The sequence below is a fragment of the Elusimicrobium sp. genome, from assembly GCA_015062115.1.
Lineage (GTDB): Bacteria > Elusimicrobiota > Elusimicrobia > Elusimicrobiales > Elusimicrobiaceae > Avelusimicrobium.
On the sequence record SUVG01000006.1, the window covers coordinates 13,764 to 38,397 of the forward strand.

The window sequence follows — 24,634 nt, forward strand, 5'->3', positions numbered from 1 at the left end:
ATGGCGGTAGGACTTCAAAGTTTATTAAGAACGGTAGTTGACAACAAAGCCAGCGGGCTTCATATCCGCGGTAATTCCAATGCGTATGTGCGCTTGCATGGGCAAATTAAACCGATTGACGATTCCTTCATCACCAACGATGAAGCCAAAAAAATGGCCTATGCCTGTATGGGGGAACGCGAACGCAAAATTTTTGAACAATACAGCACGGTGGACTTCTCCTTGGACGCCAAATCTTACGGGCGTTTCCGTTTTAACGTATTCCGCCAAATGGGTAAAATCTGTATGGCTATTCGCCATATTCCGCTTAAAATTCCTACCTTTGAAGAATTCCATTTGCCCGGTGATATTTTGCGCAAAATTTCCGAAAACCGCCGCGGTCTTATTTTGGTAACCGGTATGACCGGTTCCGGTAAAACTTCTACCTTGGCCGCCATGATTGACCATATCAATAAATCCCGCTCCGGCCACGTGTTGACGATTGAAGACCCCGTAGAATTTATCCACTCCGATAACCGCTGTATCGTCAGCCAATTGGAGCTTGGGGTAGATACGCCTTCTTATACCGGGGCGTTACGCGGGGCCATGCGTCAGGATCCGGATGTGGTTCTCATCGGCGAACTTCGCGACGGAGAGGTAATGAAGGCTGCCATTTCCGCGGCTGAAACGGGGCAGTTGGTGCTTGGTACCATGCACACGGTAAACGTAACGCAGACCCTTTCCCGCTTGGTGGACGCTTTCCCGGTGGAACAACACGAACAGGTGCGTATGCAACTGGCCGAACTGATCCGCGGGATTATCTGCCAACGCTTGCTCCCGACTATTAAACCCGGTATGCGTCCTGCCTTGGAAATTTTGGTTTCCACTCCGCAGGTACGCAAACTGATTATGGAAAACAAACCCAGTGATTTGTTCAAAGCCATGCAAAACGGGGAATTTTATGGCATGAATACCTTTGACCAAGCCTTGGCCCGTTTGTATAAAGAAGGCTTTATTGACCTGGAAACGGCACAATCGGCCGCTACCAGCCCCGATGCCATTATGCTCGCCGTGCGCGGGGTAACCAGCAGTTTGGACGCCGCTTAATATGACTACACGCATCAACGGGATGTTAATTGCCATTGACGGCACGGCTGGGACGGGGAAATCGTCCGTCGGTAAGGCCGTGGCCGCCAAACTGGGTTACGGGTTTTTGAGTACGGGGGAAATGTACCGTGCGCTGGCCTATAAAGTTTTTGAGAAAAAAATCGATCCCGAAAATCACGACGAAGTGTTAGCCGCTGCGCGGGAGTTGCGCTTTACTTTTGCTCTCCAGCCGGATGCTTCCCTCAAAATGTTTGTGGACGGAGATTTTTTGGGTTCTAAACTCCATTTGGAAGAAGTCGGCAATGTAGCCAGCCGCGTTTCCACCAACGGGGAAGCCCGCCGCGTGCTGACCGAAAAAATGCGGGAAGTAGGCGAAGAAGGCGGAATCGTGATGGAAGGGCGCGATGTGGGAACGGTCGTTTTTCCGGACGCGGATATTAAGTTCTATTTGGACGCTTCCGCCGAAGAACGCGCTAAACGCCGTGTGAAACAATTGCAAGAAGCCGGCGAACACCCGGCCTATGACCAAATTCTCAAATTGATACAGGAACGCGACTACCGCGATTCCCACCGGGCCGTCAGCCCGTTAAAACCTGCCGAAGACGCGATTGTTATTGATACTTCGTCACTCGATATGCAGCAGGTTATAAACGCAGTTTTGGAGAAACTTCAGCATCATGCTTCTTAATTTGATAAAATTATTAGCAAGGATCTATTTCAAAACCTGTTACAACTTTAAGGTGGAGGGGTTGGAAAATATCCCTCAAACAGGGGCGTTAATTATCGCCGGGAACCACTTGTCCAATGCAGATCCGCCGGCTATTGGCGGTTTTGCCGGGCTCGTGCGCGATTCCCGCTTTGTGGCCAAAAAGGAATTGTTTGAAATTCCGGTACTCGGGTGGTTTTTCCGCCATTGTAACTATATTCCGGTGGATCGCAAACGCACTATCGGCGATATGGGCGCGTTAAAAGAGGTAGTGGCTGCCTTGGAAAAAGGCGAAAGCGTGGTGATGTTCCCCGAAGGGACGCGCAGCCGCACCGGTAAACCCCAAAAACCCAAAAGCGGAATCGGCTTTTTGGTTTACAAAACGGGAGCGCCGGTTCTACCCGTAAAAATAGAAGGCACTTTCGGTTGGCCGTGGGTGCGCAAAATCCGTGTGAAATTCGGCACGGTGATGCACCTGCAAAAGGACGAAACCCTGGAACCGAAAGCGCAATATAAACAATTTGCAAATCAAGTAATGGATGCAATAAATTCAATTCATATCTAATGGAGGTCAACGCAGATTTCCCCACCGGGGGAACCTGTAATAAGGACTTATGACAAACGAAGAAATCAAACAAACGGAAGAAACAATTAACGAACAAGAAATGACGATGGATCAGTTAATTGCGCAGCAAGAGTCTTTATCGGAGAAGTTGTACAAAAAAGAAATTGTAGATGTAACGGTTGTACAGATTAACCAAGATTATATTTTAGTGGATACCGGCGCCAAAAAAGAAGGTGCGATTGCCGTGTCCGAATTTGAAGGCAAAACCTTGCCCGCCGTGGGGGACAGTGTTTCCGTCGTGCTCGTAAAACGCGGTAGCGACGAAAGACCTTCTATCCTTTCCCACAAAAAAGCCTTGGAATTTTTGGGCTGGGATATTTGCAAAAAATCCTACGAAGCCAAAGAACGCGTGAAAGGTACTATCGTACAATGCGTTAAAGGCGGTTACATTGTAGAAGTGTTCGGTGTAAACGGTTTTATGCCGCTTTCCCTTTCCGAACTCCACACTGCCTACAAACACTACTTGCCCGTAGGTGCCAAAATCAAAGCGCAAATCGTAGAATTTGCCAAAGAAAAACAAAAACTTATCGTTTCCCGCAAACAAGTTTTGGAAGAAGATGAAGCCGTCCGCCGCGAACAAGTCCTCGGCGAAATCAAAGAAGGTGATGTGCTTCGCGTAGTGGTTTCCAAAGTGGACAAAGAAAAATTGTTCCTCCGCTTCCACGGTATTGAAGGGGTGGTAACCTTGGAAAATATCGCCTGGAAGGAACCGGAAACCGCCATTGCCAACTTCCGCCGCGGTCAACGCTTGAAAGCCAAATTGTTAAACTTGGACAAAGAAACCCCGCGCTTGGAATTCGGTTTGAAACAGTTGTTCCTTAACCCCGCTGATGCTTTGAAACGCCGCTATCCGTACAAAAGTTCCGTTAAAGCTTTGGTTACCAAAGTGGACGCTGAAAACGGCGTAGAATGCACCATCGGCAAAAACAACACCAAAGGTTTCATCAACCCCTTCGAAATGGGCCGCGATTTTACCGCTAAAGAAGGCGATACGATTACTGCCCTCGTAGTAGGTGTGGATCCGGAAACCTTCACGGTGAACCTCTCCGTTAAGAAATACGACCAAGTTCAAAACCGCAAAGTGGTGGCTCAATACTTGAAACAAGCCCCGCGCCCGACCTTGGGTCAACTCTTGCAAGATTCTTTCAAAACGGAAGAAGAAAACAACTAAGTTAGATATAGAATTGACGCAGTTAAAAAGCCCCGCACAAAGCGGGGCTTTTTTTGTTATACTTGTGATTAGAGATGAAAAATCTTTTTAGGAGAAATAAATGAAAAAAGGTTTCACTTTAATAGAATTATTGGTAGTCGTATTGATTATTGGTATTTTGTCGGCGGTGGCCCTTCCGCAGTACCAAGTTGCGGTGGCCAAAAGCCGGATTAGTTCTCTTATTCCGGTGGTAAAAAGCATGGCCAATGCGTTGGAACTCTACCGTCTTTCCAACGGGGCTTATCCGCCTGATGATTCTTCTACCGACTTCGGGTTTGATATCCAAGTGCCTCCCGGCTGTACGCAAGCAGGCACCACGGGCGGGAACCATTGTCCCAACAATGTTATGTATGATTTATTAGATTATGGCGTCCCCAATGTGTTGGCGGCGAATAAGCAGGTAAAGGTGGGGTATGCCATTTGGCTCCAGCATTCCGATCACCCCGGGGCTATTCGTTGTTTAGCCGTAAAAACAGATGAAACCGCAAATAAAGTATGCAAAAGCATGGGGGGAACTTTAGTGAGTGGGGAAACCTTCAAATATTTTTCTGAAATTGTGGGGGCTCCCAATATATATGCCTTATAGTTTTTAGCATGAATCAAAACCCGGGAACAAATTTTGTTTCCGGGTTTTTTGCGCCCCAATTTTCTGATGGAAAACTAACAAAGAAAGGATATTTCTGCCTGCGTGTTTTTTGTTTGTTGTAAATCGTAAAAAATACTTTACAAGTTTGTAACGGAAATTTATAATAAAAGTATCGTTCTGTAAGGGCGAAATATTTTAGGGGTTGTGATTTGTCAAAATAATCATCAAAAAGGAGAAAAAATGAGTGGATTGTTAATTGTCGGGATATTAGTGGCGGTCTTTGCCGTGTATGTTGTGACGACCTATAACGGGTTTGTTGTGTTGCGTGTACGTGTGCAAGAGGCGTGGAGCGATATTGAAGTGCAAATGAAACGCCGCTATGACCTGATTCCTAACTTAGTGGAAACGGTGAAAGGGTACGCCAAACACGAAAGCGGTACCTTGGAAAAAGTAATCCAAGCCCGCAATATGGCCATGGCGATTCCGAAAGGAAATTTGAAAGAAATTGCCGCTTCCGAAACGGTTCTTTCCGGCGCGCTTAAATCTATTTTTGCCTTGTCGGAAAACTATCCGGAATTAAAAGCCAACACCAACTTTTTGGAACTTCAACGCGAACTGCGCGATACGGAAGACAAATTACAGGCCGCCCGTCGTTTTTACAACGGAAATGTAATGTCTTACAATACCAAAATTGAACTCTTCCCCAGCAACATTGTGGCCTCTCTTTTCCACTTTGAAAAGAAAGAGTTCTTTGAATTGGACGATTCGGAACAGGCTGCCCGCCAAGCCGTTAAAGTGCAATTTTAAGAGGGCCTTTTATGGCTACGACTTACGAACATATTAGTCAAAACAAGTGGCGCACTGCGCTGCTTGTTTTGTTTTTTCCCGTTTCTTTGGCTATTTTGGCTTGGATAACGCTGTATTTGCTATTTGTTTGGAGGAGTTAATGCGTCTTCCGCGCAAACCGCACAAACGGTAGATATGATGGCGGCCTCAGCACCGATAACGGCCAGTGTAAGCACTTCGTTGGCTTATGTGTTGCCTTTTGTGTGGTTGGGGGCCATGATATGGTTGTATGTTTCGTGGTACGTTGGGGCACCGATTGTGCTTTCCGGTACGGGAGCGAAGGAAATCAGCCGTGCTGACAATCCTGAAATCTACCGTTTGGTGGAAAACCTCTGTATTACCAGAGGCTTGCCCGTTCCTAAAATCTATATCATGGAAGATCCCTCGCTTAACGCCTTTGCTACCGGCCGTGACCCGGACCATGCCATTATTGCGCTGACAACCGGCATTATTCAAAAGTTGGATAGGGCAGAATTGGAAGGCGTTATTGCGCATGAACTGGCCCATGTGGAAAACCGCGATATCCGCTTGATGCTTTTGGTTGTGGCGGGTATTTCCTTTTTTACACTATTGGCGGAAATTTGCTTTCGTATGGCGGCTTCTTCCAGCAGACGAAGCGGAAAGGATAAGGGGAATAATGCGGTGTTTTTCTTGGTTATAGGTATCATGCTGACGATTTACGGTTACATTGTGGCCCCCTTGATTCGTTTGGCGGTTTCCCGCACACGCGAGTATCAAGCCGATGCCAGCGCGGCCCTTATGACGCGTAATCCGGGCGCATTGGCCTCCGCTTTGCGTAAAATTTCGGCAGACCCTCGCGTGGAAGCATTGGATAACCGCGAAACGGTGGCCGCTATGTGTATTGCAAACCCGTTAGGGTCGGCGCGGTTTTTTTCCTTAATAAGCGGGCTTTGGGCCACTCACCCTCCTATTGAAGCGCGTATTGCCGCTCTGAAAGAAATGGACGGAAGAATTTAACTGTTATGTACACGGCTTATGACTATGCGGCTTCTAACTCCCGCCGTATGTTTTTGCTGGCGACGGTGTTTGTGCTCTTTTCGTTAGCCGTTAGTTGGGGGGTGGGGTATGGCATTGGATTAGCTCATACGGCTTCCCAGAAGGAAAATAATTTTTGGGGCCGTCTGTCCAAAACAGTTGCCGCTAAAATCTGTAATACTATTTTCCCGGACACTCACGAAATCATCATAGAAGAACCGCTTTTTATCACGGATGAAATGAAGGAAGTTGCGCCTGCCTTTGCTTGGCGGAGTATGCTTCTTGGGTTTATTTTCGCCTGTTTGTGGGTCTTGGGCGGTTACAGGTATGGCGAGTGTTTGACTTTAAGTGCGGCTCATGCCGTACGCTTGCAAGAAAAAGAACATTTAGACCTTTACCGCCGGGTTACTACTATCTGTAAGACAGCCGGCCTGCCTCCCCCAAAAATCTATCTGGTGTTGGACGATTCCCTGAACGCATTTACCGCCGGGGTAGGCAAAGAAAATATCGCCTTGGCGGTAACAAGCGGTTTGCTGGAAAAATTAAGCGGGGCGGAGTTGGAGGCAGTGCTGGCCCAGCAGGTTGCCCATATTAAACTGGGCAATACCAAATTGTGGCTTGCCGGCTTAACAACGGCTTTATTTTTAAGTTTTTTGGCAGAGACTTGCTTTGCTTCCGCTATTCTTCCCAAGAGAGGGGTAATAGGTAGTATCTTCTTTTTATTGGTAGGAGTGGGCTGTTGGGTGTTGGGAGCATTTGTGGCACCGCTGATGCGGTTTGCTGTTTCCAGGCAGGCTGCTTTTTGGGCCGACTCTCAGGGGGTCTTGATTAACCGTAACGCCGAGGCTTTTATCAGTGCTTTGGAAAAAATGCGGCAAGATAGCCGCGTGGAGTTATTAGATTTGCATCCCAGTTTGGCGGGGCTTTGCGTGTTAAATCCGCGCGAAAAAAGTACGCTAATTATGGAAATTTCAGGCTTAAATGCAACGCATCCTTCTGTGGAAAAACGCATTTTAGCACTTAAGGAAATGGACGGAAGAATTTAACACTATGCTTGCTTACGAATATATTAAAAAAAATAAACGCCGCAGTTTAATTTTAGCGGCTATGTTTCCTGTTTCTTTTACGTTATTTGCCTTTTTGGTAATTATGTTTTTTCATTCGGCAGGAACGGTTTTTTATTATTTGGATATATCCCGAGAAATCGTGTGGAAAGAAATTTTGCAATCTGCTTTTGTAGCCGCGCATGAGTGGTGTAAGATAGTACTTCCTATTTGTTTTGTTTTGTCTGCTTTTTGGGCGCGTATTGCCATAAAAGACGGGGGAAGTGTAGTGCTTAAGTATATTCCCGGTATCCGCCCTATTTTTAAGTTGGATCATTTTGATGCCTGTACGGCATTGGAAAATTTATGCATCACGGCCGGAATGCCCCTGCCTGATTTATACGAATTAAACGATGACTCGTTAAATGCTTTTTCCGTAGGGGTTTGCCCGGAACACTCGGCCATTATTCTTTCCAAAGGGATTTTGGAAAAGTTGGATCGTCCCCAACTGGAAGGAGTTTTGGCCCACGAATTGGTGCATATTCGTAATTACGATACGCGCGTGATGGCAGTGCTGATTACCTGTTTGGCCTTCTTTACCTTTGCGGGAGAAATGTTTGTTTACGGAACGGAAAAAGAAAATTTAACCGGAGATCCCAAAATAGACAATACAGTTTTCCGTATGCCGCCTTTTTTGTTGCCGGTAGGCCTTGCTTTAATGGCGTACGGTTATTTTGTAGCCCCGATGATTCGGTTGGCTTTATCCCGCGAACGGGAGGCTTTGGCTGATGCCGAGGCGGTTTTGCTTACGCGCAACCCGCAGGGGCTTGCCAAAGCCTTGTGGCGCATCAGCGAAGATAGCCGTTTGGAAACGCTGGATCGTTTGAATCTGGTGGGGGCAATGTGTATTGAAAATCCCCATGCAAAACCTACTTTTTTTGAGCGCCTTAGCGGTATCGGTAAAGCACACCCTCCGGTGGGGGAGCGTATCCATGCGCTAAACGATATGGACAGTTTATTTCTGCAAACCAAATAAAAACTCCCCGGCTTAAGCGGGGAGTTTTTCATTTTTGTCTTCTTTCAGGCTGGAATCGAAATCGAAATATTCGTAAGGTTCCAATTCAAACATTTTGGCAATTAGATTAAGCGGGATAATAGAAGTAATGGTGTTAAAATCTCTCGCCGCGCTGTTGTATTTGCGTTTAGAGTTTTGAACCTTGCGTTCTGCCTGGATAATACTTTCCTGTAACTTGATAAAGTGTTCGTCTTCCTTCATTTCGGGGTGTTTCATGGCCGCGGTAAAGACCTTTTTGAACTTTTGGGTAATCTCATTTTCGCAAACCACCCGTTCCTGCAGAGAGCGGGCTTCGCGGCAGGCTTCCTTCATGTGGCTCAGTTCGTAGATAAAAGAGCGTTCCAGTTCTTCAAATGCGGCGGCGGAAAGAGATAGGCTGGGGATAAGTTCCGCGCGGTTTTTCATGTTATTATCCAGTTGTTGCCAAGCCGTTTTGGCGGCTTGGTTTAAGGACATAAATTTTAAGTAGGCTAACATCAACAAAACCACTAACATACACATTGCGCCGAAGATAAACCAAATAATCATTTTTTTTGACCTCCCCGAAGTTGACTATTTTTCTTATTATAACTAAAATGAAAGTAGCGACCCGTCTTACTACTAAAGTATAAAATTAAACCGCCGAAAATCAAGGGACCGCCAGGCGGAGTCCCTGTCGTAAGGGACAGTGCAAAAAGTTGTGTTTGTAACGGAAGTACCGGCTCCAAAGCCGGAAATTTAGGGACTATTCATCATCACGGAGGATTCATGTTGCTGACGATTGTGTCGTTTGTCGGGTTTACGGCGTTGGTGTTGGGCTTATCGTATTACCTGACCAGAAAAAAAGATGCTTCCTCCTCGGAAGGCTACTTTTTAGCCGGAAGAGGACTCACCGGGTGGGTAATTGCGGCTTCGTTACTGCTTACCAACCTTTCCACCGAACAAATGGTGGGGCTAAACGGGCAGGGATATATGTTCAATATGTCCGGCATGGGTTACGAAGTAGGTGCTTCCTTGGCACTCATCATCGTAGCCTTTTTCTTTTTACCCCGCTATTTGAAGAAAGGTTATGCCACGATTCCGGATTTTGTGGGCGAACGCTATGATGCCGGAACCAAACAGTTTGTAAACTTTCTGTTCTTGGCCGGGTATGTGTTAATTCTCTTGCCTACGGTACTTTATTCCGGTGCCATCGGCATGGGCGGTATTTTTAACATCATGGAAACCTTCGGCCTTTCCGAGATGATGTCCATTATCGTAGTGGTCGTGGCGATTGGTATTTTGGGCTGTTTGTACACTATTTTCGGCGGCCTTCGCATTATGGCCATTGCCGATACATTAAACGGTATCGGGCTTATTATCGGCGGGTTAATGGTGCCGCTCTTTGCGTTGTCTTATGTGGGTGACGGAAATATTATCGGCGGTTTGACTGAAGTAGTCAACGCGCACCCCGAAAAATTCAACGCTATCGGCGGGCCGAAAGACCCTGTGCCGTTTGCCACCATGTTTACGGGTATGTTCCTGGTAAACTTGTTCTATTGGGGTTGCAACCAAACCATTATCCAACGCGCTCTTGCCGCTAAAAACTTAAAAGAAGGTCAAAAAGGGCTTCTTTTGGCGGCTATCTTCAAACTTTTCGGGCCGTTGTACCTGATTATCCCCGGCATTGTGGCCTTCCATATCTTCCAGGATAATCCGTTAAAAGTCGGCGATATGGCTTACCCCATGTTGGTCAACAAAGTACTTCCGGTTTATTTAATCGGTTTCTTTGCGGCGGTGCTGTTCGGTGCGATTTTAAGTTCGTTTAATGCGGCGCTTAACTCTACTTCCACGCTGTTTATGTTAAATGTCTATAAACCGCTTATTAAACCGAGTGCCACCGACCACGAACTCGTTACCAAAGGGAAATATGTGGGCATTTTGCTGGCCATTTTCTCTATGTGTGTGGCCCCGCTTATTGCCATGGCTCCGCAGGGATTATTTAACTACCTGCAAATGGTAAACGGTTTTTATAACGTACCGATTTTCACTTTAATCATCTTCGGTATGCTCAACAAAACCGCACCTGCCTGGTCGGCCAAAGTAACCTTAATTTTCTTTATGATCGGTTACGGTCTTACGCAGTTGGGCGTCATCAAAACGGACTTGCACTTCCTGCATATCTTGGCTATTTTGTTTGTGGTGTCCATTGTTTTTATGTACATCACCGGCAAACTGTGGCCTACGCAAAACCGCTATGACGACAACAAAGACTTAAAAGTAGTGGATACCACCCCGTGGAATATGGGGGTGGTGGTAAGCATTGCCATTGTGCTTTGTGTGTTTGGCGTGTATGTATTGTTCTCCTCTATGGGGATTGCCGCCTAAACACCGGTTTAACACTAAAAACGGACGGGAAAATTTCCCGTCCGTTTTTATTTCGCGTTCGTAAAAACTTGTTATAATAATGTAAAGAGAGGTAACCCTTTTATGAACGAAAAACGCATTAACATTATGGAGCCGGAAATTCCGCAAGTAGTTTCCGCGGCTCAAACCGAACCAAAAGAACCCGAAGTAAAATACGCCACTATTACCGAACGCTTTGTGGCTTTGCTGATTGATTACGGGGTGGTATTTTTCCCGGCACAGTTGATTGGCGGATTGATTATCAAACTGATGGGCCCGAACGCGGAATTGTGGCAGATTATATCCGTTTTTGTAGGCATCAATCTGGCATTTATTTTGTATGAAACCGTCTTGTCTTGCAGAGATCGTGTTACTTTAGGTAAAAGTTTGATAGGGATTGCCGTTGTAAAAAAAGATTTAAGCGGCCCTATTTCCTTTTTCCACGCTTTTCTGCGTGCGATTGGGTACTACATCAGCGCGGTGTTGTTTTTCGGCGGTTTTTTCTTTGCGTTTTTTGAAGAACGCCGCCGTGCGCTCCACGATTTTTTGGGCGGAAGCGTAGTGGTGCAGATTCGTCAAAAATCTTTTTTGGAAAAAGCTGCTACCAATATGTTGGGTATGCTTTTAATCGTTGCTTTTGTGGCGGTGGCCTGTACCCAATACTTATCCGGCGGGGCTTACTACATCAGAAAAGCCGAAGACCACTTGCAAAAAATCGCTATGTTGGAAGAAGCCCACTACTCCCGCTACGGTTACTATACCAACGATTTGTTGCGCCTTTCTCTGTTGTCGGGCGATCCCGTCCAATTTCAACGGGATACGCGCAAAGCCCTTCAACCTCGCGGTTTTAAGATCGGGGTACACAAAACCGGCTATAAAATCAGTGGCGTGGCGCGGGACAGTAAGCGTACTCCTGTTTATTTTGAATCAAAATAATTGTTTGTAAAATTACAAAAACCGCTCCGTTCGGGGCGGTTTTTCTGCTATAAAAAACCCCTGCGGATATTTGCAGGGGTTCTTGTTGTAGCGTTATAAAGATTATTCGCGGTTCTTTTCGCTGGAGGTTTGGCAGTTGACGCAATAGCGGGCAAACGGCAACGCTTTGATGCGTTTTTTGGGAATCGGCTGGCGGCAGTATTCGCAAGTGCCGTAAATGCCTTTATCGATTTTGCGCAAGGCCGCTTCGATTTGTTCGATGGTATTGTGGGCATTACCGGAAAGTTCAAATAAAATTTCTTTATCCAAACTGCGGGAAGCATCGTCAATCGGGTCGCCCACTTCGGCTTCGGGCATATCCATATTTTTCTTATCTTTCAAGCGGGCAAGGGCTTCCTCTTTCATTTCTTCCAAATGTTTTTTGATTTCTTTTAATTCGGCAGCGGTTAAAGATTCTTTACTTATTTTTTTGATAGCCATATACAAAACCTCGGTCTAAAATCGGCGTGTTTGAAACGGTTTGTTTCATTACACTGTTTGATTAGTTTAGCAAAGTAAGATTTCTTTTTCAAGCCCGGAAAATGAAATAAAGCGCTACCGAATTGTTATAATAAAAAGAGGTTGTTTTTTTAGGGAGAATTTATGAAAAAATTTTTAACCCGCCCGGTGGGGGAACTCATCATGGCGAATCCTTTTATCGTTAACTACAAAAGAATGTGGCCTTTTATTAAGCCCTATTGGTTCCGTGCCGTGTTGGGGCTTACGCTGGCGTTGCCCGTTGGCGCGTTAGACGGTACCATCGCGCTTTTTATGAAGTACTACACCGATGATGTGCTTGTAGATAAAAATGCGCAACTGGCTGCTTATATTCCGATTGCTATTATCGGGTTCGTTCTTTTGCAAAGTATTCTAACCTATTTGGTGAAGTATATTAACACTTGGGTGGGAAGTAAAATTACCTTAAGCGTACGCAAAAAACTTTTTCATAAACTTTTGGGCATGCATACCGCTTATTTTGATTCTACCGATTCCGGCTATGTGATGATGCGTTATAATAACGACGCGGACACCGCCTGTAACTCCCTCATTAACAACTTGCGTCTTTTGCTTACCCGGTTGTTTTCTTCCGTTACTTTGGTTTGTGTGCTGATTTATAACTCTTGGCAACTGACCTTAACGGCTATCGGTTCGTTTGCCGTGGCGGGGGCGCTTATTTATGTAGTGCGCAAGAAACTGACCGAACTCGTCCGTAATACGGTTGTAGTCGGTTCCGTGGCGATGCGCGCCTACAACGAAACTTTCAACGGAAACCGCACCATTGCGGCTTACAACTTACAAGATGACCAAAAAGAGCGCTTTAACCGCTTGATGGATCAGGTATTCTCGCTCAATATGGGTATGGTAAAGCATACGGGTTGGTTGTCGCCTGTGATGCACTTTATCGTTTCTTTGGGGTTGGCTCTTGTGTTCTGGCAGAGTAGTTCCATGATTGTGGACGGAACCATTACCAGCGGTAACTTTACTTCGTTTGTGGCGGCGTTGCTGATGCTTTATCACCCGGTAAAGAGCATGGGGGATAAGTACATAGAAATCAAACAAGCCTTCTTGGCTATTGACCGCATCTACGAAATTTTTGATATCAAAACGGAAATTTATGATGCTCCCAATGCGAAAGAATTAACGGAAGTGAAGAAAGAAATTTCCTTTAATAATGTGTGGTTTTCCTATAAACCCGATGTATTTGTACTGAAAGATTTTAACCTCTCTGTCCCGGTGGGCAGCACGGTGGCGCTCGTCGGTAATTCCGGAGGGGGAAAATCTACGGTAGTAAACTTGTTGCCTCGCTTTTATGATGTGGTAAAAGGAAGCATTACCGTGGACGGTGTTAATGTGAAAGATTTTGCGCTTAAGTCCTTGCGCGACCAAATTGCCGTAGTGTTCCAAGATAATTTCCTATTTTCGGGAACCTTGCGCGATAACATCATGATTGGTCGCCCGGGTGCCACGGAAAAAGACCTGCAGGAAGCGGTCAAAAACGCCCATTTAAGCGATTTTATCTCTACCTTAAAGGACGGGCTGGATACCACTATCGGCGAACGCGGCGTAAGCCTTTCCGGCGGTCAACGCCAACGGGTGGCTATCGCGCGTGCTTTTATCCGCCAGGCGCCTATCGTTATTTTGGACGAAGCCACCAGCGCTTTGGATAACAAATCCGAAGCCGTGGTGCAAAAAGCTTTGGATAACCTGATGAAGAACCGCACCGTATTTGTGATTGCTCACCGTTTATCCACGGTTGTAAATGCGGATAAAATTGTGGTGCTTAACGAAGGGCGTGCAGTGGAAAGCGGTACCCACGAGGAACTTTTGAAAGTGAAAAACGGGGCTTATGCGGCCTTGTATAATGCCCAATTCAAAAAGAAAGCGTCCTGAGCCGGTTTTGAATAAGAAACCCGGTTTGCCGTTAGGCAGACCGGGTTTTTGTTCGGCCTGAAAAGAAGAGTTTTCTTTCGTACAAAAAAGAAAGGCTTGGATTTCTCCAAGCCCGGGTTTGTAGGGAACATACAACAAAAATTAGGGGATAGAATCCATAATTTTGCGGAGTTCTTCTTCACTTTTATCGCGCACTTCTACCGTTTTTTCCTTCCCTTTTGCACCTTTCACAATGATGATGCTTTCTTCGGAAACATTGAAGAAATCAGACAGGAAGGTTTTCATAAGGGCGTTTGCGGGATCATCATCTACTTTTTTGCTTTTAATTTTTACGCGCAGAACACTGCCGATGCGGCTAATTACTTCACTGCGTCCCGCGGTGGGGATCAAACGGACCTTAATAATCATAAAACCTCCAAATTTTTGGCAAACAAACCGCTGCCAATGCGCGGCAGGGAAGACCCTTCTTCCACCGCCACGGTAAAATCTTCACTCATACCCAAAGAAAGATAGCGCTCCGTTCCAACCGGAAAATCTTGCTTAAAAGCATCGTTTACCTGCCTGAACAGACGGCGCAAATCGGCCTCCGGGGCCCCTTGGGGAGCAATCCCCATATATCCGCATACACGCACCCGCTGAAGCGTTTTTAACCGGCTAGCCAGTTGGCGGGCTTCGGGTAGGGGCAGGCCGGACTGAGTTTCCCGGTCTGTTAACTTTACCTGCACAAGTGCGCGGATCATTTTTCCCGCCGGAAGATGTTTTTCAAGGGCCTGTGCCGTAGAAAAACTATCCAACGAGTCTATAAAATCAAAGAGTTCGGCGGCTTTGGCCGCTTTGTTTTTTTGCAAGTGCCCGATAAAATGTTTTACAACGGGAAACTTGGCAAAAGCAGGGTTTTTCCAACGGGCCCAGGCTTGTCCCACGCGAGACTCTCCCACATGAGTAATAAGCCCTTTTTCCAGCAGGAAAAGTACATCGCTGTCCGCCGCATACTTGGTAACGGCCAGCAGGGATACTTCGTCGGGCTTGCGGCCGGAAATTCGGCACGCGGATTGCAGGGCAAGGTTAATTTGTTGATAGTTTTGAAGGAGCAATTCTTCCCTGGTCATAAAAAACCCCTTGACATATTATATCAAAATTTACTTTAATCTGTCAGTTTTTGTTTCCTACTGTTTTTCAAGGAGGGGTTGCCCGGCTTTTTGAGGAGGTGGGGCGTCGAAAATCTTAAAAAAGATTGACAAAATAAATTTATTTATGCTATAATATATTATAATTACAAAACGCAATTCGGCGGTTTGTAATTTTTTTATCCTTTTCTTTTTGTTTCCCGAAAATTCAATCTAGTTTAGGCGGCTTGCCGCCTGTTACTGTTTGGCGGAGTTTTTATGCCTTCCTCAAAAAAATCTTCTTCTAGCATCGGGATTACACGGAAAAAAACAGCCGTTTTGGGTTATCGAACGGAATTTTGCGAAGAACTGCTGCGTTTCTTCGATATTCCGCCGTTTCGCATTACGGAAGTGCAAAAGCGAGACGGCAGCATTTCGTTATTGGAAACGGCTTGCGAATTGCCTACTTTTGCTGCTTTTGCCAAAAAAATGGGTACTACCTGTGCGGTGCTAAACGGGTGGGAAAAGAAGTATCCCGCTTTTGCACAGGCCTGTCAAAAAGCGCGTGATTTGCAAAGCAATATCCTTATCCAAAACAGCCTGCGGGGGAATTATTCTTCCTCTTTTGCCATGTTTACGGCAAAAAATTTACTGGGTTGGAAGGACGGGAAAGAAGACCCTTCTTCCACGGGGCCGTTGGTGATTACATGGGAAGAAAAATAATCACTTCTCCTGCGGGGAAGATAACAATTCCCTACCGCCCGCGCCCTGTTCAGGCGGCTATTCACCAACAGTTAGAAAACCACCGTTTTTGTGTGTTGGTTACTCATCGCCAACTGGGCAAAACGGTCTGTGCGGTGAACCATCTGCTTAAAAAAGCATTACAGAATACGCGGCCTCATGCTCGGTATTTTTATATTGCCCCCTTCTTAAAACAAGCCAAAATGATTGCGTGGGACTATGTAAAGCGTTATTGTGGCCCTTTGCCGCAGGTAACGGTGAACGAAAGCGAGTTGTGTGTGCATTTGCCTACGGGTGCCCGCATTTGGGTGTGCGGCGCAGACAATCCGGACGCTTTGCGCGGTACTTATGCCGACGGAGTGGTATTGGACGAATATGCCCAAATCAAGCCCGATGTTTTTACCGAAATTGTCCGCCCGATGCTTTTGTCTCGCGAAGGCTGGGCCGTTTTTATGGGTACCCCCAAAGGCCAAAATGCCTTTTATGAACTCTTTAGCCGGGCCCAAAAAGCAGCCCTCGAGGAACCGGACACCTGGTGGGTGGGTGTTTTTCGTGCAGATGAAAGCGGGGTTATTAGCCCAAAGGAACTGACCCGTCTTTCGCGGGAAACCCCGCAGACGATTTTTCGCCAGGAATACCTGTGTGATTTTACGGCCAGTGCGGAAAATGTACTGATTCCCATTGATTCGGTGCTTGCCGCCTGTTCACGCAGTTATGCTTCTGCGGAGTTGCGTTTCTCTCCGCGGGTAATGGGGGTGGATCCGGCCCGCTTCGGGGACGACCGCAGTGTCATTTTCCTTCGTCAAGGCTTAAAAGCTTTTGAGCCGTTTGTCTTTCGGCAGTTGGACAATATGGCTCTGGCCGAACGGGTGGCACAACAAATACAAGCCTTCCGGCCTCAAGGAGTGTTTATTGATGCCGGGTGTGGCGGAGGGGTGATTGACCGCTTGCGTCAACTGGGTTTTTCGGTGACGGAAGTCCCTTTCGGTTCTACTCCGTTGCGCGCGGGACAGTATGCCAATAAGCGTGCCGAAATGTGGGGGGAAATGGCCCGATGGATAAAAACAGGCGGATCCCTGCCGCAACATGCTGAATTGAAGGCGGATTTATGCCAAGTTTGTTACGAATTTGACTCGGCGGGCCGCCTTCGTTTGGAAGCAAAGGAAAAAATCAAAGAGCGTTGCGGAAAAAGCCCCGATTTGGCAGACGCGTTGGCCCTTACCTTTGCCTTCCCGGTTCAGGCCGTTTTTCAAAACGGGCCGGAGTTTGCCGCCAGCGAATACAAATTGTTTTGAAACAGGCCTATTTTTACATAGGTCTTTTAGGTCAGCAATTTTGGGTCTAAAGACACTGTTTTTTTTCTGCTAAAAAAGATAGGCTAATTATAGAGGAAACTATGAAAAAATTTTTGGGTGCGGTTTGCGTGATGGTTTTGGCTTCTTCCGCGTGGGCGGGAGGGCCGAAGCGCGCCCTTGTTCAGGGAGGAAAGGCCGTCATTGCCAAGCCGTCTGCCTCCGTATCGATTGATGTGTTGATGGAAGAAGCCCTTTTGTTGGGAAGGAAAAATGCTGTAAGTGTGGTGCCTATTTCCCAAGGGATTCGTACTCCCGTAAAACTGGCTTCCGTTTCCCGCTCGGCTTTATTGGATAAATCGGTTCGTTTACAAGCCCGTCTTTTGCTTAATTCTCCGCTTTCTTCGTCGGAGCAACAATTATTTCTCAGTCTCTATCCGTTCCTCCCGGCCAATACTTCCTTCGCTATGAAAAACAACGATTTGATGGAAAGTAGTGTATCTTTCTTCAAGAAAAGAACCAAATTTGTAAACGAGAACCGGGCGGAAATTTTGAAAACCCTTCGGGTTTCTTCGTCGGCCTCCGCACAAGATTATATGACATTTGTGCAGAAAAAAGACCCGCGGGTGATTTTGTTGGGAGAAATGCATTACCGTCCCGGTATCCAACGCGAACTTGCTTCTTTTTTGCAAACCTACCAAGCTGCGTATCCCAAACGCAGGGTTATTTTATTCAGCGAGTTTTTACCCAGTTCCATACGCGGTTATTGGCGGGAAGGCGAACCCGTGCCGGCTGATTTTTGGACGGAAAACCCCGACTATCGCCGTTCTCTTATCAATTTGCAAGCCATTACCAGCGGAGTAGAAATATACGGGCTTGAAAATTCTGCCATGACACATAAGGCAGACCGCGCCTGCGGGCTTGATTTTGTAACGGCCAATGCTTGTTTATTGAGCCTGGCTGAAAGAAACGAAGCCTGGGCAAAAGTGATAGAGCCGGTAATAGAACGGGTGAGCATGCAAGACCCCGAAGCCGTGTTTATCGTCCACGCAGGCAACGCACATGTGGATAAAACCCGCTTTTATTCCATCTCGGAAAAATTGCGTCATTTGCAACCCTATGTGATTCAATTTACAAACGGATTTCAACACAGTATGCTCGGGTACTTGCTTGGCCAAAACCCCTCATACATGGCGCGGGTGGCCAACCGATATGTGTTGGGTTGGAAGGAAGGCGAAACAGACTTCTCCCCGCATATTGGTTTTGACTTAAATGTAATTTTACCGGTATCGGTTAAAGAATTTACCCCTCGCAAAAAAGAATAAAAATGATGAAAAAACTACTCATATTTTTATTTGTTTTGGGGATTTGTAACGGCGCATTTGCCGGCGGCCCGCTTGTGAAAGGGGGCAAAAAGGCCGTGCAATCTTTTACGCTGGGCAATACGCATCTTAAACTGCCTCCCAAAATGATGCAAATGTACCGTTTTGACTTGCAGACGCGTTTTTTTGATTATCAAATAAATGCGGCGAGCTATCCCGTTTTATCCGCCAGAAACGATGGAAAAATGCTACAGGGTATTATCGGTTTCAAAGCCGATTTGGCTTCATTTCGTCAGCATATCCACCAAATCGCCGATAACATAGAAAGCGAAGTGTTTGTGGGAAACATCGACTATAAAAAATTCCTTCCGCAAGATATTGATTATCTTTATATCGGGGAACTCCATAAAGAAACCCGTATTCAACAGGAAATTGCCCAAATTATTCATGAACTTCCTAAAATTTATCCTGACCGAACCATTTATTTAGCTACCGAAATGGTGCCCGCCAAGGAAGAACTTTTAGATGATTTATCCCAACTCCCTTATTCCCGAAAAGCGATGCTTTCTTTTTTGGAAGGGGCGGAGGAGTATTTTTCTTCCAAAGTGATTCGGGCCGCATTGGACGAGAATATCCCGGTAGTAGGGTTGGAGCCGCAAGTGGCCATTATGAACGAATCTTTGGCGGACGGGAAAGATTTTCTTTCAAAGGAAGATTTTGAAGAGTATGCCTCTTCTTTGGAAGGTATGTATTTCCGTAATAACTTTTGGGCCGGGGTAATAAACGAACTCCGTCGCCGCGATCCTGCCGCTTTGGTGGTGGTTTATGCCGGGATAGACCACGTGGCATACCACAACCCCTCTGCTGTATCTACTTTAGTGGAGGGAAAAAGTTTTGTGATACAAGTGGCAATTCCCGGATATTTGCGCTCGATAAACCCGTTTTTCCGCCATTTTAAGGAAAGCGATGCAATCCGTAAACAGTTCCACTCCTCCGACGATGCTAAATTGGTTAACTCTTGGGTCATCTCCCAAAAATACAACCGCCTTCTGGGTAACGATTTAAGCATTGTCGTACACGAATAAAAATCCCGTTATTATTTGTTGAAAGAGAACTAAACAAAGGGCTTTTTGCCGAAAAATGCTTGACAAACAACTATTTTTTATGATATAATTAAAAAATAGCAGTAACCTTTCCTAACACTTATTTCCCACAAACTTTTTTTGTTTCCCGCTCGGGCCTTTTTGCGCCCTTAGAAGCCTTTTTGGGGCTTTTTCCCACAAAAAAACCCGCCGTTTCGGGCGGGTGTAAAATCAACATAAATTATTTTGTTAAACGGGTGTGGCAATTGTTACCGTAGCCAAGATGCCGATTAACAACGCCGTCAGCAACGCGGATATCCATGCCGCACTACGCTTGCTCCTCTTTGGAAATATTTTTCGGGTAATGATGTAAAAGCCCGGAAAAGCCAGTAATATCACAAAAATTAAAATAGAAAAAATTCCAGCCATATTCGCTTCCTCCTCCTTCTTTCTTTTATAGTAGTAAATTTCTTTCCTCTTTCCTACCGTAATTTTTAATTACTCCCTTTATGAAACATACACATACCGACTATATGCGTCAATACGACGCCCTTAAAAGCGAGCGCAGCACTTGGCTGCCTGCTTGGAAGGATCTAAGTGCCTACCTGGCACCTACGCGCGGCTTCTTCGACGGGCAACAACCCAATAACGGGCGCCGCGTTGACCATAAAACGCTGTTAGATTCTGACCCATGCCTGGCGGTGGAAGTTTTGTGTGCGGGCATGATGTCGGGCCTTACGAGCCCCAGCCGCAGTTGGTTTGATTTGGCCCTTTCCCCCGAGGAACTGATGGATTTGCCGGGCGCAAAAGATTGGGTGTTTGAAGTAAAAAAACGCTTGGAAGATGTATTCGCCAAAAGTAATGTCTATGGCGTATTGCACGGGTTCTATCAGGAAATTGCTGTTTTCGGTACGGCGGCCTTTTTGGTGGAGTATGACCCCCAAAAAGGAATTTATTGCCGTCCGTTTACCGTGGGAGAATATGCCTTGGGAACAGATGCCCAAGGGAAAATCAATCGCTTCGGACGCGAATTTTTTATGACGGCCGAACAACTGGCAGAGTCCTTCGGTAAAGAAAAATTATCACCCCGACTGGCCCGCGAATTGGAAGAAAACAAAACCTTCCGTTGGCATAAAGTATTTCATCTTATTTTGCCGAACCGCAAATACGCCCCTTCCCGCAAAGACAACCGCTCCATGCCGTTTGAAAGTGTTTACTTTTTGGAAGACGGTTTTATCCTGCGCCAAAGCGGATACCACGAATTTCCGGTTATTGCCGCACGCTGGGAAGTGAAAAATACGGCCGATGCTTATGGCCGCGGCCCGGGGTGGAAGTGTTTGGGCGATGTGAAAATGTTACAAAAAATGCAAAAAACCAAGTTGGTCGCTTTGGATAAAAGCACCAATCCGCCGGTGATGGTATCGGCGGGAGTGCAGGGAGAAGTCAATTTGCTCCCCGGAGGCATTACCCGTTACAACGGAACTACGGACGCCGCCGTCAAACCCGCTTACCAGGTACAGGCAGATTTGGGCGCCTTGGAAAATGCTATCCAAAATGTCCGCGCTACAATTCGCGCTCAGTTTTTTGCCGATGTGTTTTTATCTCTTTCTTCTCAAACTTACTCCAATATGACCGCTGCCGAAGTGGCCGAACGCCACCAAGAAAAAATGTTGGTGTTGGGGCCGGTGTTGGAACGGCTGAAAAACGAATTATTGGATCCGCTTGTCGAGCGCGTGTTTAATTTGCTGGCCCGTCAAGGGGAACTGCCCGCGCCGCCCGGCAGTATAGAAGGGCTGCCGATGAAGGTGGAATATGTATCCATGATTGCCCAGGCGCAAAAAGCCGCCGCGGTTTCTTCTTTGGTTCAAGGGTTAAATTATGCCGCCTCGTTGGGTGCGGTGCGCCCGGAAGTGCTAAACCGCATTGATTACACCTGTGCCTTGGAAGAAGGATTAAAAGCATTGGGCGTAGCGCCTGCCCTCTTAAAAGACGCGGAAGAAGAGAAGGATACTCCTTCCGTTTCGCAGGGGGTTACTGAACCAAGAGCCCCGGCCTCTCAATCAGATTCGGGAAATAAATAAAAACTGCGCGCGGACGCGTCCTTATAAGCGTTACGGTTCGGCGCAGAGCGGGAGGAACCTTTCCCGGTAAAGGTTTTCCCGCCTACACAAACACAAAAGGGAAACGGCTAGGGCAGGCGTCTTAAATTATCGCACGCTGCTTTAGCGGGGGGAAGGGGTGCGCCCGGGAGTGCTCCTTTTCCCGAGAGTATTTTATGAACGAAAAACAACTTAAAAAACGTAATATCTACGACTTGCAAACCGTGTTGAAAACCGCACAGGGCCGCCGCTTGCTGTGGCGTATTTTGCAGGCAGCCCGTATTCGCCAGCACTCTTTTGTGCCTGCCGATGCAACGGCAACGGCCTTTCATTGCGGGCAACAGAGTATCGGCCTTTTTTTATTGGACGAAATAGAAGAAGCCGCCCCCGGTGCTTATGCCCAAATGAGGGGGGAATATCGCTCGGAAATGATTTCTGGGCAAAAAGAAATAGATCGCTTGCAAGAGGAGTTAACCCATGAATAAAACCATAAACCCGCCTGTTGAACAATCTGCCGATTTGGAAACCTCGTTGTCGGCCCCGGCAACATCTGTTGCCCAAGGATCGGGCCCGGGGGAAGAAAATAAAACTTGCCCCTCGGCCCAACCCCCCGGGCCGGAAACACAAAATCCCGGTTCGTTATCTTACGAAGGGCTTTCTCTGCCGGAAGATATTTCCTTCCCGACGGAAAATTTAGCCGCTTTCAAGCAACTGGCGCGTGAGATGAATTTGGCAGAGGAGCAAGTGCAACGATTGTTAGATTTTGAATCGGCCCATTTGCGTGCCAATTTCCAACAAGCGCAAGAACAAAAACGCCACACCGTGGAGCGTTGGGCCGAAGAAACCCGCGCCTTATACGGGGCGGGCTTGGAAAAAGAACTATCCTATGCACTCCGTGCGGCCGATGCGTTCGGCGGCCCGGAATTGAGGACATTGTTGGAAGATACGGGCCTGGGTAATCACCCGGTTATTATCCGTACATTAAGCGAAATCGGCAAAGCTATCAGCGAAGATGCCTGCCCCGGCGGAAAACCGGCCGCCCCGCAGGATAAAACCTTTACCGAGGCCCTGTACGGAAAAAATTAAAAAAAGGAGTAAAAAATGGCAATTATTGCTGATAAACAGTACAGTCTTGTGGACTATGCAAAACAGTTTGACCCTTCCGGCCAAGAATTGGCTATTGCGGAAGTTTTAAGCCAGTCCAACGATATTATCGCCGATGCGTTAGTAACGGAAAGTTCCTTGGACAGCGGCCACGAATATGCCGTGCGTACCGGAATCCCGGAAGGCACCTGGCGGCGTGCCTATCAGGGCATTGAACCCGCCAAAGCCACCACCAAAGTAGTGGTGGAAAGTTACGGCACCTTATCTGCCTACTCGGTAGTAGATAAATTAGTCGCCGAAAAAGGCGGCCATGTAGAGGCCGTGCGTACCGGTCAATCCCGCGCGATTATTGCCGGTATGTCCAACACCATGGCCAGCAACTTAATTTACGGAAATGTCGGTAAAAATCCGGAGCGTTTTACCGGCTTGGCCGCCCGTTATTGCGAATTGTCCGGTGCGGAAAGTTCCCGCAATGTGATTGATGGCGGCAGTGAAAACGAAGGTCAAAATTCCTCTATCTACTTGGTAGTTTGGGATACCGATAAGGTGTTTACCTTCTTCCCCAAAGGCTCTAAAGCCGGTATTCAACGCGTGGATCACGGATTGGTTAACCATGTGGACGGCGACGGAAACGAATATCCCGCTTACAAGGAGTATTTCGAGTGGAAATTAGGCCTTGCCGTGCAAGATTGGCGTTACGCGGGACGCATTTGCAACATTGATGTGGAAAATGTGCCGTCTAACTTAATTGATCAAATGTGCGAATTGGAAGAGCGTATCCAAAGCCTTTCCATGGGTAAGCCCGTTTGGTATATGAACCGCACCGTCAAGGCGGCCCTTCGTAAATTAACTTCCAATCGTACCAATGTGCAATACACGCCGGATCAAATCACTTCCCGTCCGTTAATGACATTTAACGAAATTCCCGTCCATGTGTGCGATGCCATTTGCGATACGGAAACTTTGGTGAAATAGGAGGCAGTATGTTACTGGATAAAAATACCATTTTGTCTGACAAGCAGGCCATTACCGCAAATGCGTATTCCCAAAATACGATAGACTGCGGAGCGGCCGGTAATGTAGCCCCGGGGGCTCTTTTTGCCGTGTGTCGCACGGAGGAAGGATTCAGCGGTTTGACGCAAATGGAAGTTACCTTGCAAACCGATGAAGAGGCTTCTTTTGCTAATCCCGCGGAATTGATGAGCGTTACCGTATTCGCGGAGGTGCTGGAGCAACCGGGAAAGATTCTTTTTGCCGTTCCGCTCCCGGTAGGGGTAAAACGCTACTTGCGTGTTTCCTATGTCCCTGCCGGTTCAGCCACCCAAGGTGCGGTGTCTTTCTTTTTAACAGACGGCGTTGATATGAAATAACGCCAACGCGGAGTAAAAAGTTAAAAAAGAAAAAGAACCTTAAAAAACAAACCGGGCAGTTGGATAAGACCGCTGCCCGGGGTTCTTTCAAGAAAAAACAGAATTATAGGCTTGTTAAAACAATTTTGAATAGGGGAAGATGGGGGAACTTCCTTAAAAACGCAAAAAAAGGGGTATTTTGGCGAAAAGAGGGGGTAAAAACGGGTTTTTATCCGGTAAAAAACGGAAAAAAACCGTATTTCCTTCCCTCAAGCCGGGAATCTTACCCTTTTGAATCTCAAAAAAGACTTGGCGCAAAATCTTATTGGGAAAGGAAAAAAGAAAAATTAAAAAGTTCTAAAAAATAATTAAAAGAGATTATTTTTTAGTGCCTAAAAGAAGAAAAGCATAGAAAATGTTTTTGGAAGAAAAAAGCCTTTTTTGTTTTGTGTAAAAATATATCTAAAAATAAAAATCATTATAAAATAAGCATTTTCAAAATTAACATAAAAAATGATTTATGCAAAACTGCTTGTCTTTTCTGTTGGAAGCACATATCAAAAGTAATTTTTATAAAAAAATAAATATATATAAAATAAGCATAAATAAAAATAACATAAAATTTAGTTTGATATA

The 24,634-nt window shown here is 46.4% G+C and carries 26 protein-coding genes; 21 read left to right on the forward strand and 5 right to left on the reverse strand.

What is annotated here, in order from left to right; genetic code table 11:
* The 9 genes from E7027_05350 to E7027_05390 all read left to right on the forward strand — a co-directional run bounded on the left by E7027_05350 (nucleotide 1) and on the right by E7027_05390 (nucleotide 8,134).
* On the forward strand, nucleotides 1-1,086 hold the full coding sequence (locus tag E7027_05350; protein ID MBE6421534.1) for a PilT/PilU family type 4a pilus ATPase: 1,086 nt from the start codon (nucleotides 1-3) through the stop codon (nucleotides 1,084-1,086).
* A 1-nt stretch (nucleotide 1,087) separates the two neighbouring features.
* Nucleotides 1,088-1,774: a (d)CMP kinase gene (locus E7027_05355; GenBank protein MBE6421535.1), complete on the forward strand. Its 687-nt coding sequence runs from the start codon at nucleotides 1,088-1,090 to the stop codon at nucleotides 1,772-1,774.
* Nucleotides 1,764-2,357: a 1-acyl-sn-glycerol-3-phosphate acyltransferase gene (locus E7027_05360; protein ID MBE6421536.1), complete on the forward strand. Its 594-nt coding sequence runs from the start codon at nucleotides 1,764-1,766 to the stop codon at nucleotides 2,355-2,357. The genes E7027_05355 and E7027_05360 overlap by 11 nt, the downstream gene beginning before the upstream one ends.
* 49 nt (nucleotides 2,358-2,406) lie before the next feature.
* The gene (locus E7027_05365; protein MBE6421537.1) at nucleotides 2,407-3,588 is read left to right on the forward strand and encodes a S1 RNA-binding domain-containing protein; all 1,182 of its coding nucleotides are present in this window, start codon (nucleotides 2,407-2,409) and stop codon (nucleotides 3,586-3,588) included.
* Between the two features lie 100 nt (nucleotides 3,589-3,688).
* Nucleotides 3,689-4,213, forward strand: a complete 525-nt coding sequence (locus E7027_05370) for a prepilin-type N-terminal cleavage/methylation domain-containing protein (GenBank protein MBE6421538.1) — start codon at nucleotides 3,689-3,691, stop codon at nucleotides 4,211-4,213.
* Between the two features lie 240 nt (nucleotides 4,214-4,453).
* On the forward strand, nucleotides 4,454-5,020 hold the full coding sequence (locus E7027_05375; protein MBE6421539.1) for a LemA family protein: 567 nt from the start codon (nucleotides 4,454-4,456) through the stop codon (nucleotides 5,018-5,020).
* A 123-nt stretch (nucleotides 5,021-5,143) separates the two neighbouring features.
* On the forward strand, nucleotides 5,144-6,037 hold the full coding sequence (locus tag E7027_05380; GenBank protein MBE6421540.1) for a protease: 894 nt from the start codon (nucleotides 5,144-5,146) through the stop codon (nucleotides 6,035-6,037).
* A gap of 5 nt (nucleotides 6,038-6,042) precedes the next feature.
* On the forward strand, nucleotides 6,043-7,101 hold the full coding sequence (locus tag E7027_05385) for a hypothetical protein (protein ID MBE6421541.1): 1,059 nt from the start codon (nucleotides 6,043-6,045) through the stop codon (nucleotides 7,099-7,101).
* 4 nt (nucleotides 7,102-7,105) lie between these two features.
* Nucleotides 7,106-8,134: a hypothetical protein gene (locus tag E7027_05390; GenBank protein MBE6421542.1), complete on the forward strand. Its 1,029-nt coding sequence runs from the start codon at nucleotides 7,106-7,108 to the stop codon at nucleotides 8,132-8,134.
* 12 nt (nucleotides 8,135-8,146) lie between these two features.
* Here the strand turns inward: E7027_05390 and E7027_05395 are convergent, their stop codons facing one another.
* Complete coding sequence (locus E7027_05395; GenBank protein ID MBE6421543.1) at nucleotides 8,147-8,701, reverse strand: LemA family protein; 555 nt, start codon at nucleotides 8,699-8,701, stop codon at nucleotides 8,147-8,149.
* Nucleotides 8,702-8,920: 219 nt separating this feature from the next.
* On the opposite strand from E7027_05395, the gene E7027_05400 reads away from it, so the two are divergent.
* Both E7027_05400 and E7027_05405 read left to right on the forward strand, forming a co-directional pair.
* The gene (locus tag E7027_05400; GenBank protein ID MBE6421544.1) at nucleotides 8,921-10,519 is read left to right on the forward strand and encodes a solute:sodium symporter family transporter; all 1,599 of its coding nucleotides are present in this window, start codon (nucleotides 8,921-8,923) and stop codon (nucleotides 10,517-10,519) included.
* Between the two features lie 102 nt (nucleotides 10,520-10,621).
* Nucleotides 10,622-11,473, forward strand: coding sequence for an RDD family protein (locus E7027_05405; protein ID MBE6421545.1), 852 nt, complete (start codon nucleotides 10,622-10,624; stop codon nucleotides 11,471-11,473).
* Between the two features lie 102 nt (nucleotides 11,474-11,575).
* Here the strand turns inward: E7027_05405 and E7027_05410 are convergent, their stop codons facing one another.
* Nucleotides 11,576-11,953, reverse strand: a complete 378-nt coding sequence (locus tag E7027_05410; GenBank protein ID MBE6421546.1) for a TraR/DksA family transcriptional regulator — start codon at nucleotides 11,951-11,953, stop codon at nucleotides 11,576-11,578.
* A gap of 234 nt (nucleotides 11,954-12,187) precedes the next feature.
* Here E7027_05410 and E7027_05415 point away from each other — a divergent pair, with 234 nt between their 5' ends.
* Nucleotides 12,188-13,903 carry an ATP-binding cassette domain-containing protein gene (locus E7027_05415; protein MBE6421547.1) on the forward strand — a complete coding sequence of 572 codons (1,716 nt, stop codon included), beginning with the start codon at nucleotides 12,188-12,190 and terminating at the stop codon, nucleotides 13,901-13,903.
* Nucleotides 13,904-14,044: 141 nt separating this feature from the next.
* Here E7027_05415 and E7027_05420 read toward each other — a convergent pair whose 3' ends face one another.
* Together E7027_05420 and E7027_05425 are read right to left on the reverse strand one after the other, a co-directional pair.
* Nucleotides 14,045-14,311, reverse strand: coding sequence for a DUF167 domain-containing protein (locus tag E7027_05420; GenBank protein ID MBE6421548.1), 267 nt, complete (start codon nucleotides 14,309-14,311; stop codon nucleotides 14,045-14,047).
* Nucleotides 14,308-15,012 (reverse strand): YggS family pyridoxal phosphate-dependent enzyme, encoded by a 705-nt coding sequence (locus E7027_05425; GenBank protein ID MBE6421549.1) that lies wholly within the window; start codon nucleotides 15,010-15,012, stop codon nucleotides 14,308-14,310. Before E7027_05425 ends, E7027_05420 begins: the two co-directional genes overlap by 4 nt.
* Before the next feature lie 276 nt (nucleotides 15,013-15,288).
* On the opposite strand from E7027_05425, the gene E7027_05430 reads away from it, so the two are divergent.
* The 4 genes from E7027_05430 to E7027_05445 all read left to right on the forward strand — a co-directional run bounded on the left by E7027_05430 (nucleotide 15,289) and on the right by E7027_05445 (nucleotide 19,449).
* Complete coding sequence (locus E7027_05430; protein ID MBE6421550.1) at nucleotides 15,289-15,732, forward strand: hypothetical protein; 444 nt, start codon at nucleotides 15,289-15,291, stop codon at nucleotides 15,730-15,732.
* A complete protein-coding gene (locus E7027_05435; GenBank protein MBE6421551.1) occupies nucleotides 15,717-17,045 on the forward strand; it encodes a terminase in 1,329 nt (442 codons plus the stop codon). Before E7027_05430 ends, E7027_05435 begins: the two co-directional genes overlap by 16 nt.
* A 101-nt stretch (nucleotides 17,046-17,146) precedes the next feature.
* Entirely contained in the window at nucleotides 17,147-18,367 is a 1,221-nt protein-coding gene (locus E7027_05440; GenBank protein MBE6421552.1) for a hypothetical protein, read from the forward strand.
* Between the two features lie 2 nt (nucleotides 18,368-18,369).
* Nucleotides 18,370-19,449 (forward strand): hypothetical protein, encoded by a 1,080-nt coding sequence (locus E7027_05445; protein MBE6421553.1) that lies wholly within the window; start codon nucleotides 18,370-18,372, stop codon nucleotides 19,447-19,449.
* A 246-nt stretch (nucleotides 19,450-19,695) separates the two neighbouring features.
* On the opposite strand, the gene E7027_05450 is transcribed toward E7027_05445, so the two are convergent.
* Nucleotides 19,696-19,875, reverse strand: coding sequence for a hypothetical protein (locus E7027_05450; GenBank protein MBE6421554.1), 180 nt, complete (start codon nucleotides 19,873-19,875; stop codon nucleotides 19,696-19,698).
* Nucleotides 19,876-19,955: 80 nt separating this feature from the next.
* Here E7027_05450 and E7027_05455 point away from each other — a divergent pair, with 80 nt between their 5' ends.
* The 5 genes from E7027_05455 (at nucleotide 19,956) to E7027_05475 (ending at nucleotide 24,019) form a co-directional block, all read left to right on the forward strand.
* A complete protein-coding gene (locus E7027_05455; GenBank protein ID MBE6421555.1) occupies nucleotides 19,956-21,527 on the forward strand; it encodes a hypothetical protein in 1,572 nt (523 codons plus the stop codon).
* 194 nt (nucleotides 21,528-21,721) lie between these two features.
* A complete protein-coding gene (locus tag E7027_05460; GenBank protein ID MBE6421556.1) occupies nucleotides 21,722-22,030 on the forward strand; it encodes a hypothetical protein in 309 nt (102 codons plus the stop codon).
* Nucleotides 22,023-22,631, forward strand: coding sequence for a hypothetical protein (locus E7027_05465; protein MBE6421557.1), 609 nt, complete (start codon nucleotides 22,023-22,025; stop codon nucleotides 22,629-22,631). Before E7027_05460 ends, E7027_05465 begins: the two co-directional genes overlap by 8 nt.
* Before the next feature lie 15 nt (nucleotides 22,632-22,646).
* A complete protein-coding gene (locus tag E7027_05470; protein ID MBE6421558.1) occupies nucleotides 22,647-23,624 on the forward strand; it encodes a hypothetical protein in 978 nt (325 codons plus the stop codon).
* Nucleotides 23,625-23,632: 8 nt separating this feature from the next.
* Nucleotides 23,633-24,019, forward strand: coding sequence for a hypothetical protein (locus tag E7027_05475; GenBank protein MBE6421559.1), 387 nt, complete (start codon nucleotides 23,633-23,635; stop codon nucleotides 24,017-24,019).
* The last annotated feature ends 615 nt before the right edge of the window (nucleotides 24,020-24,634 follow it).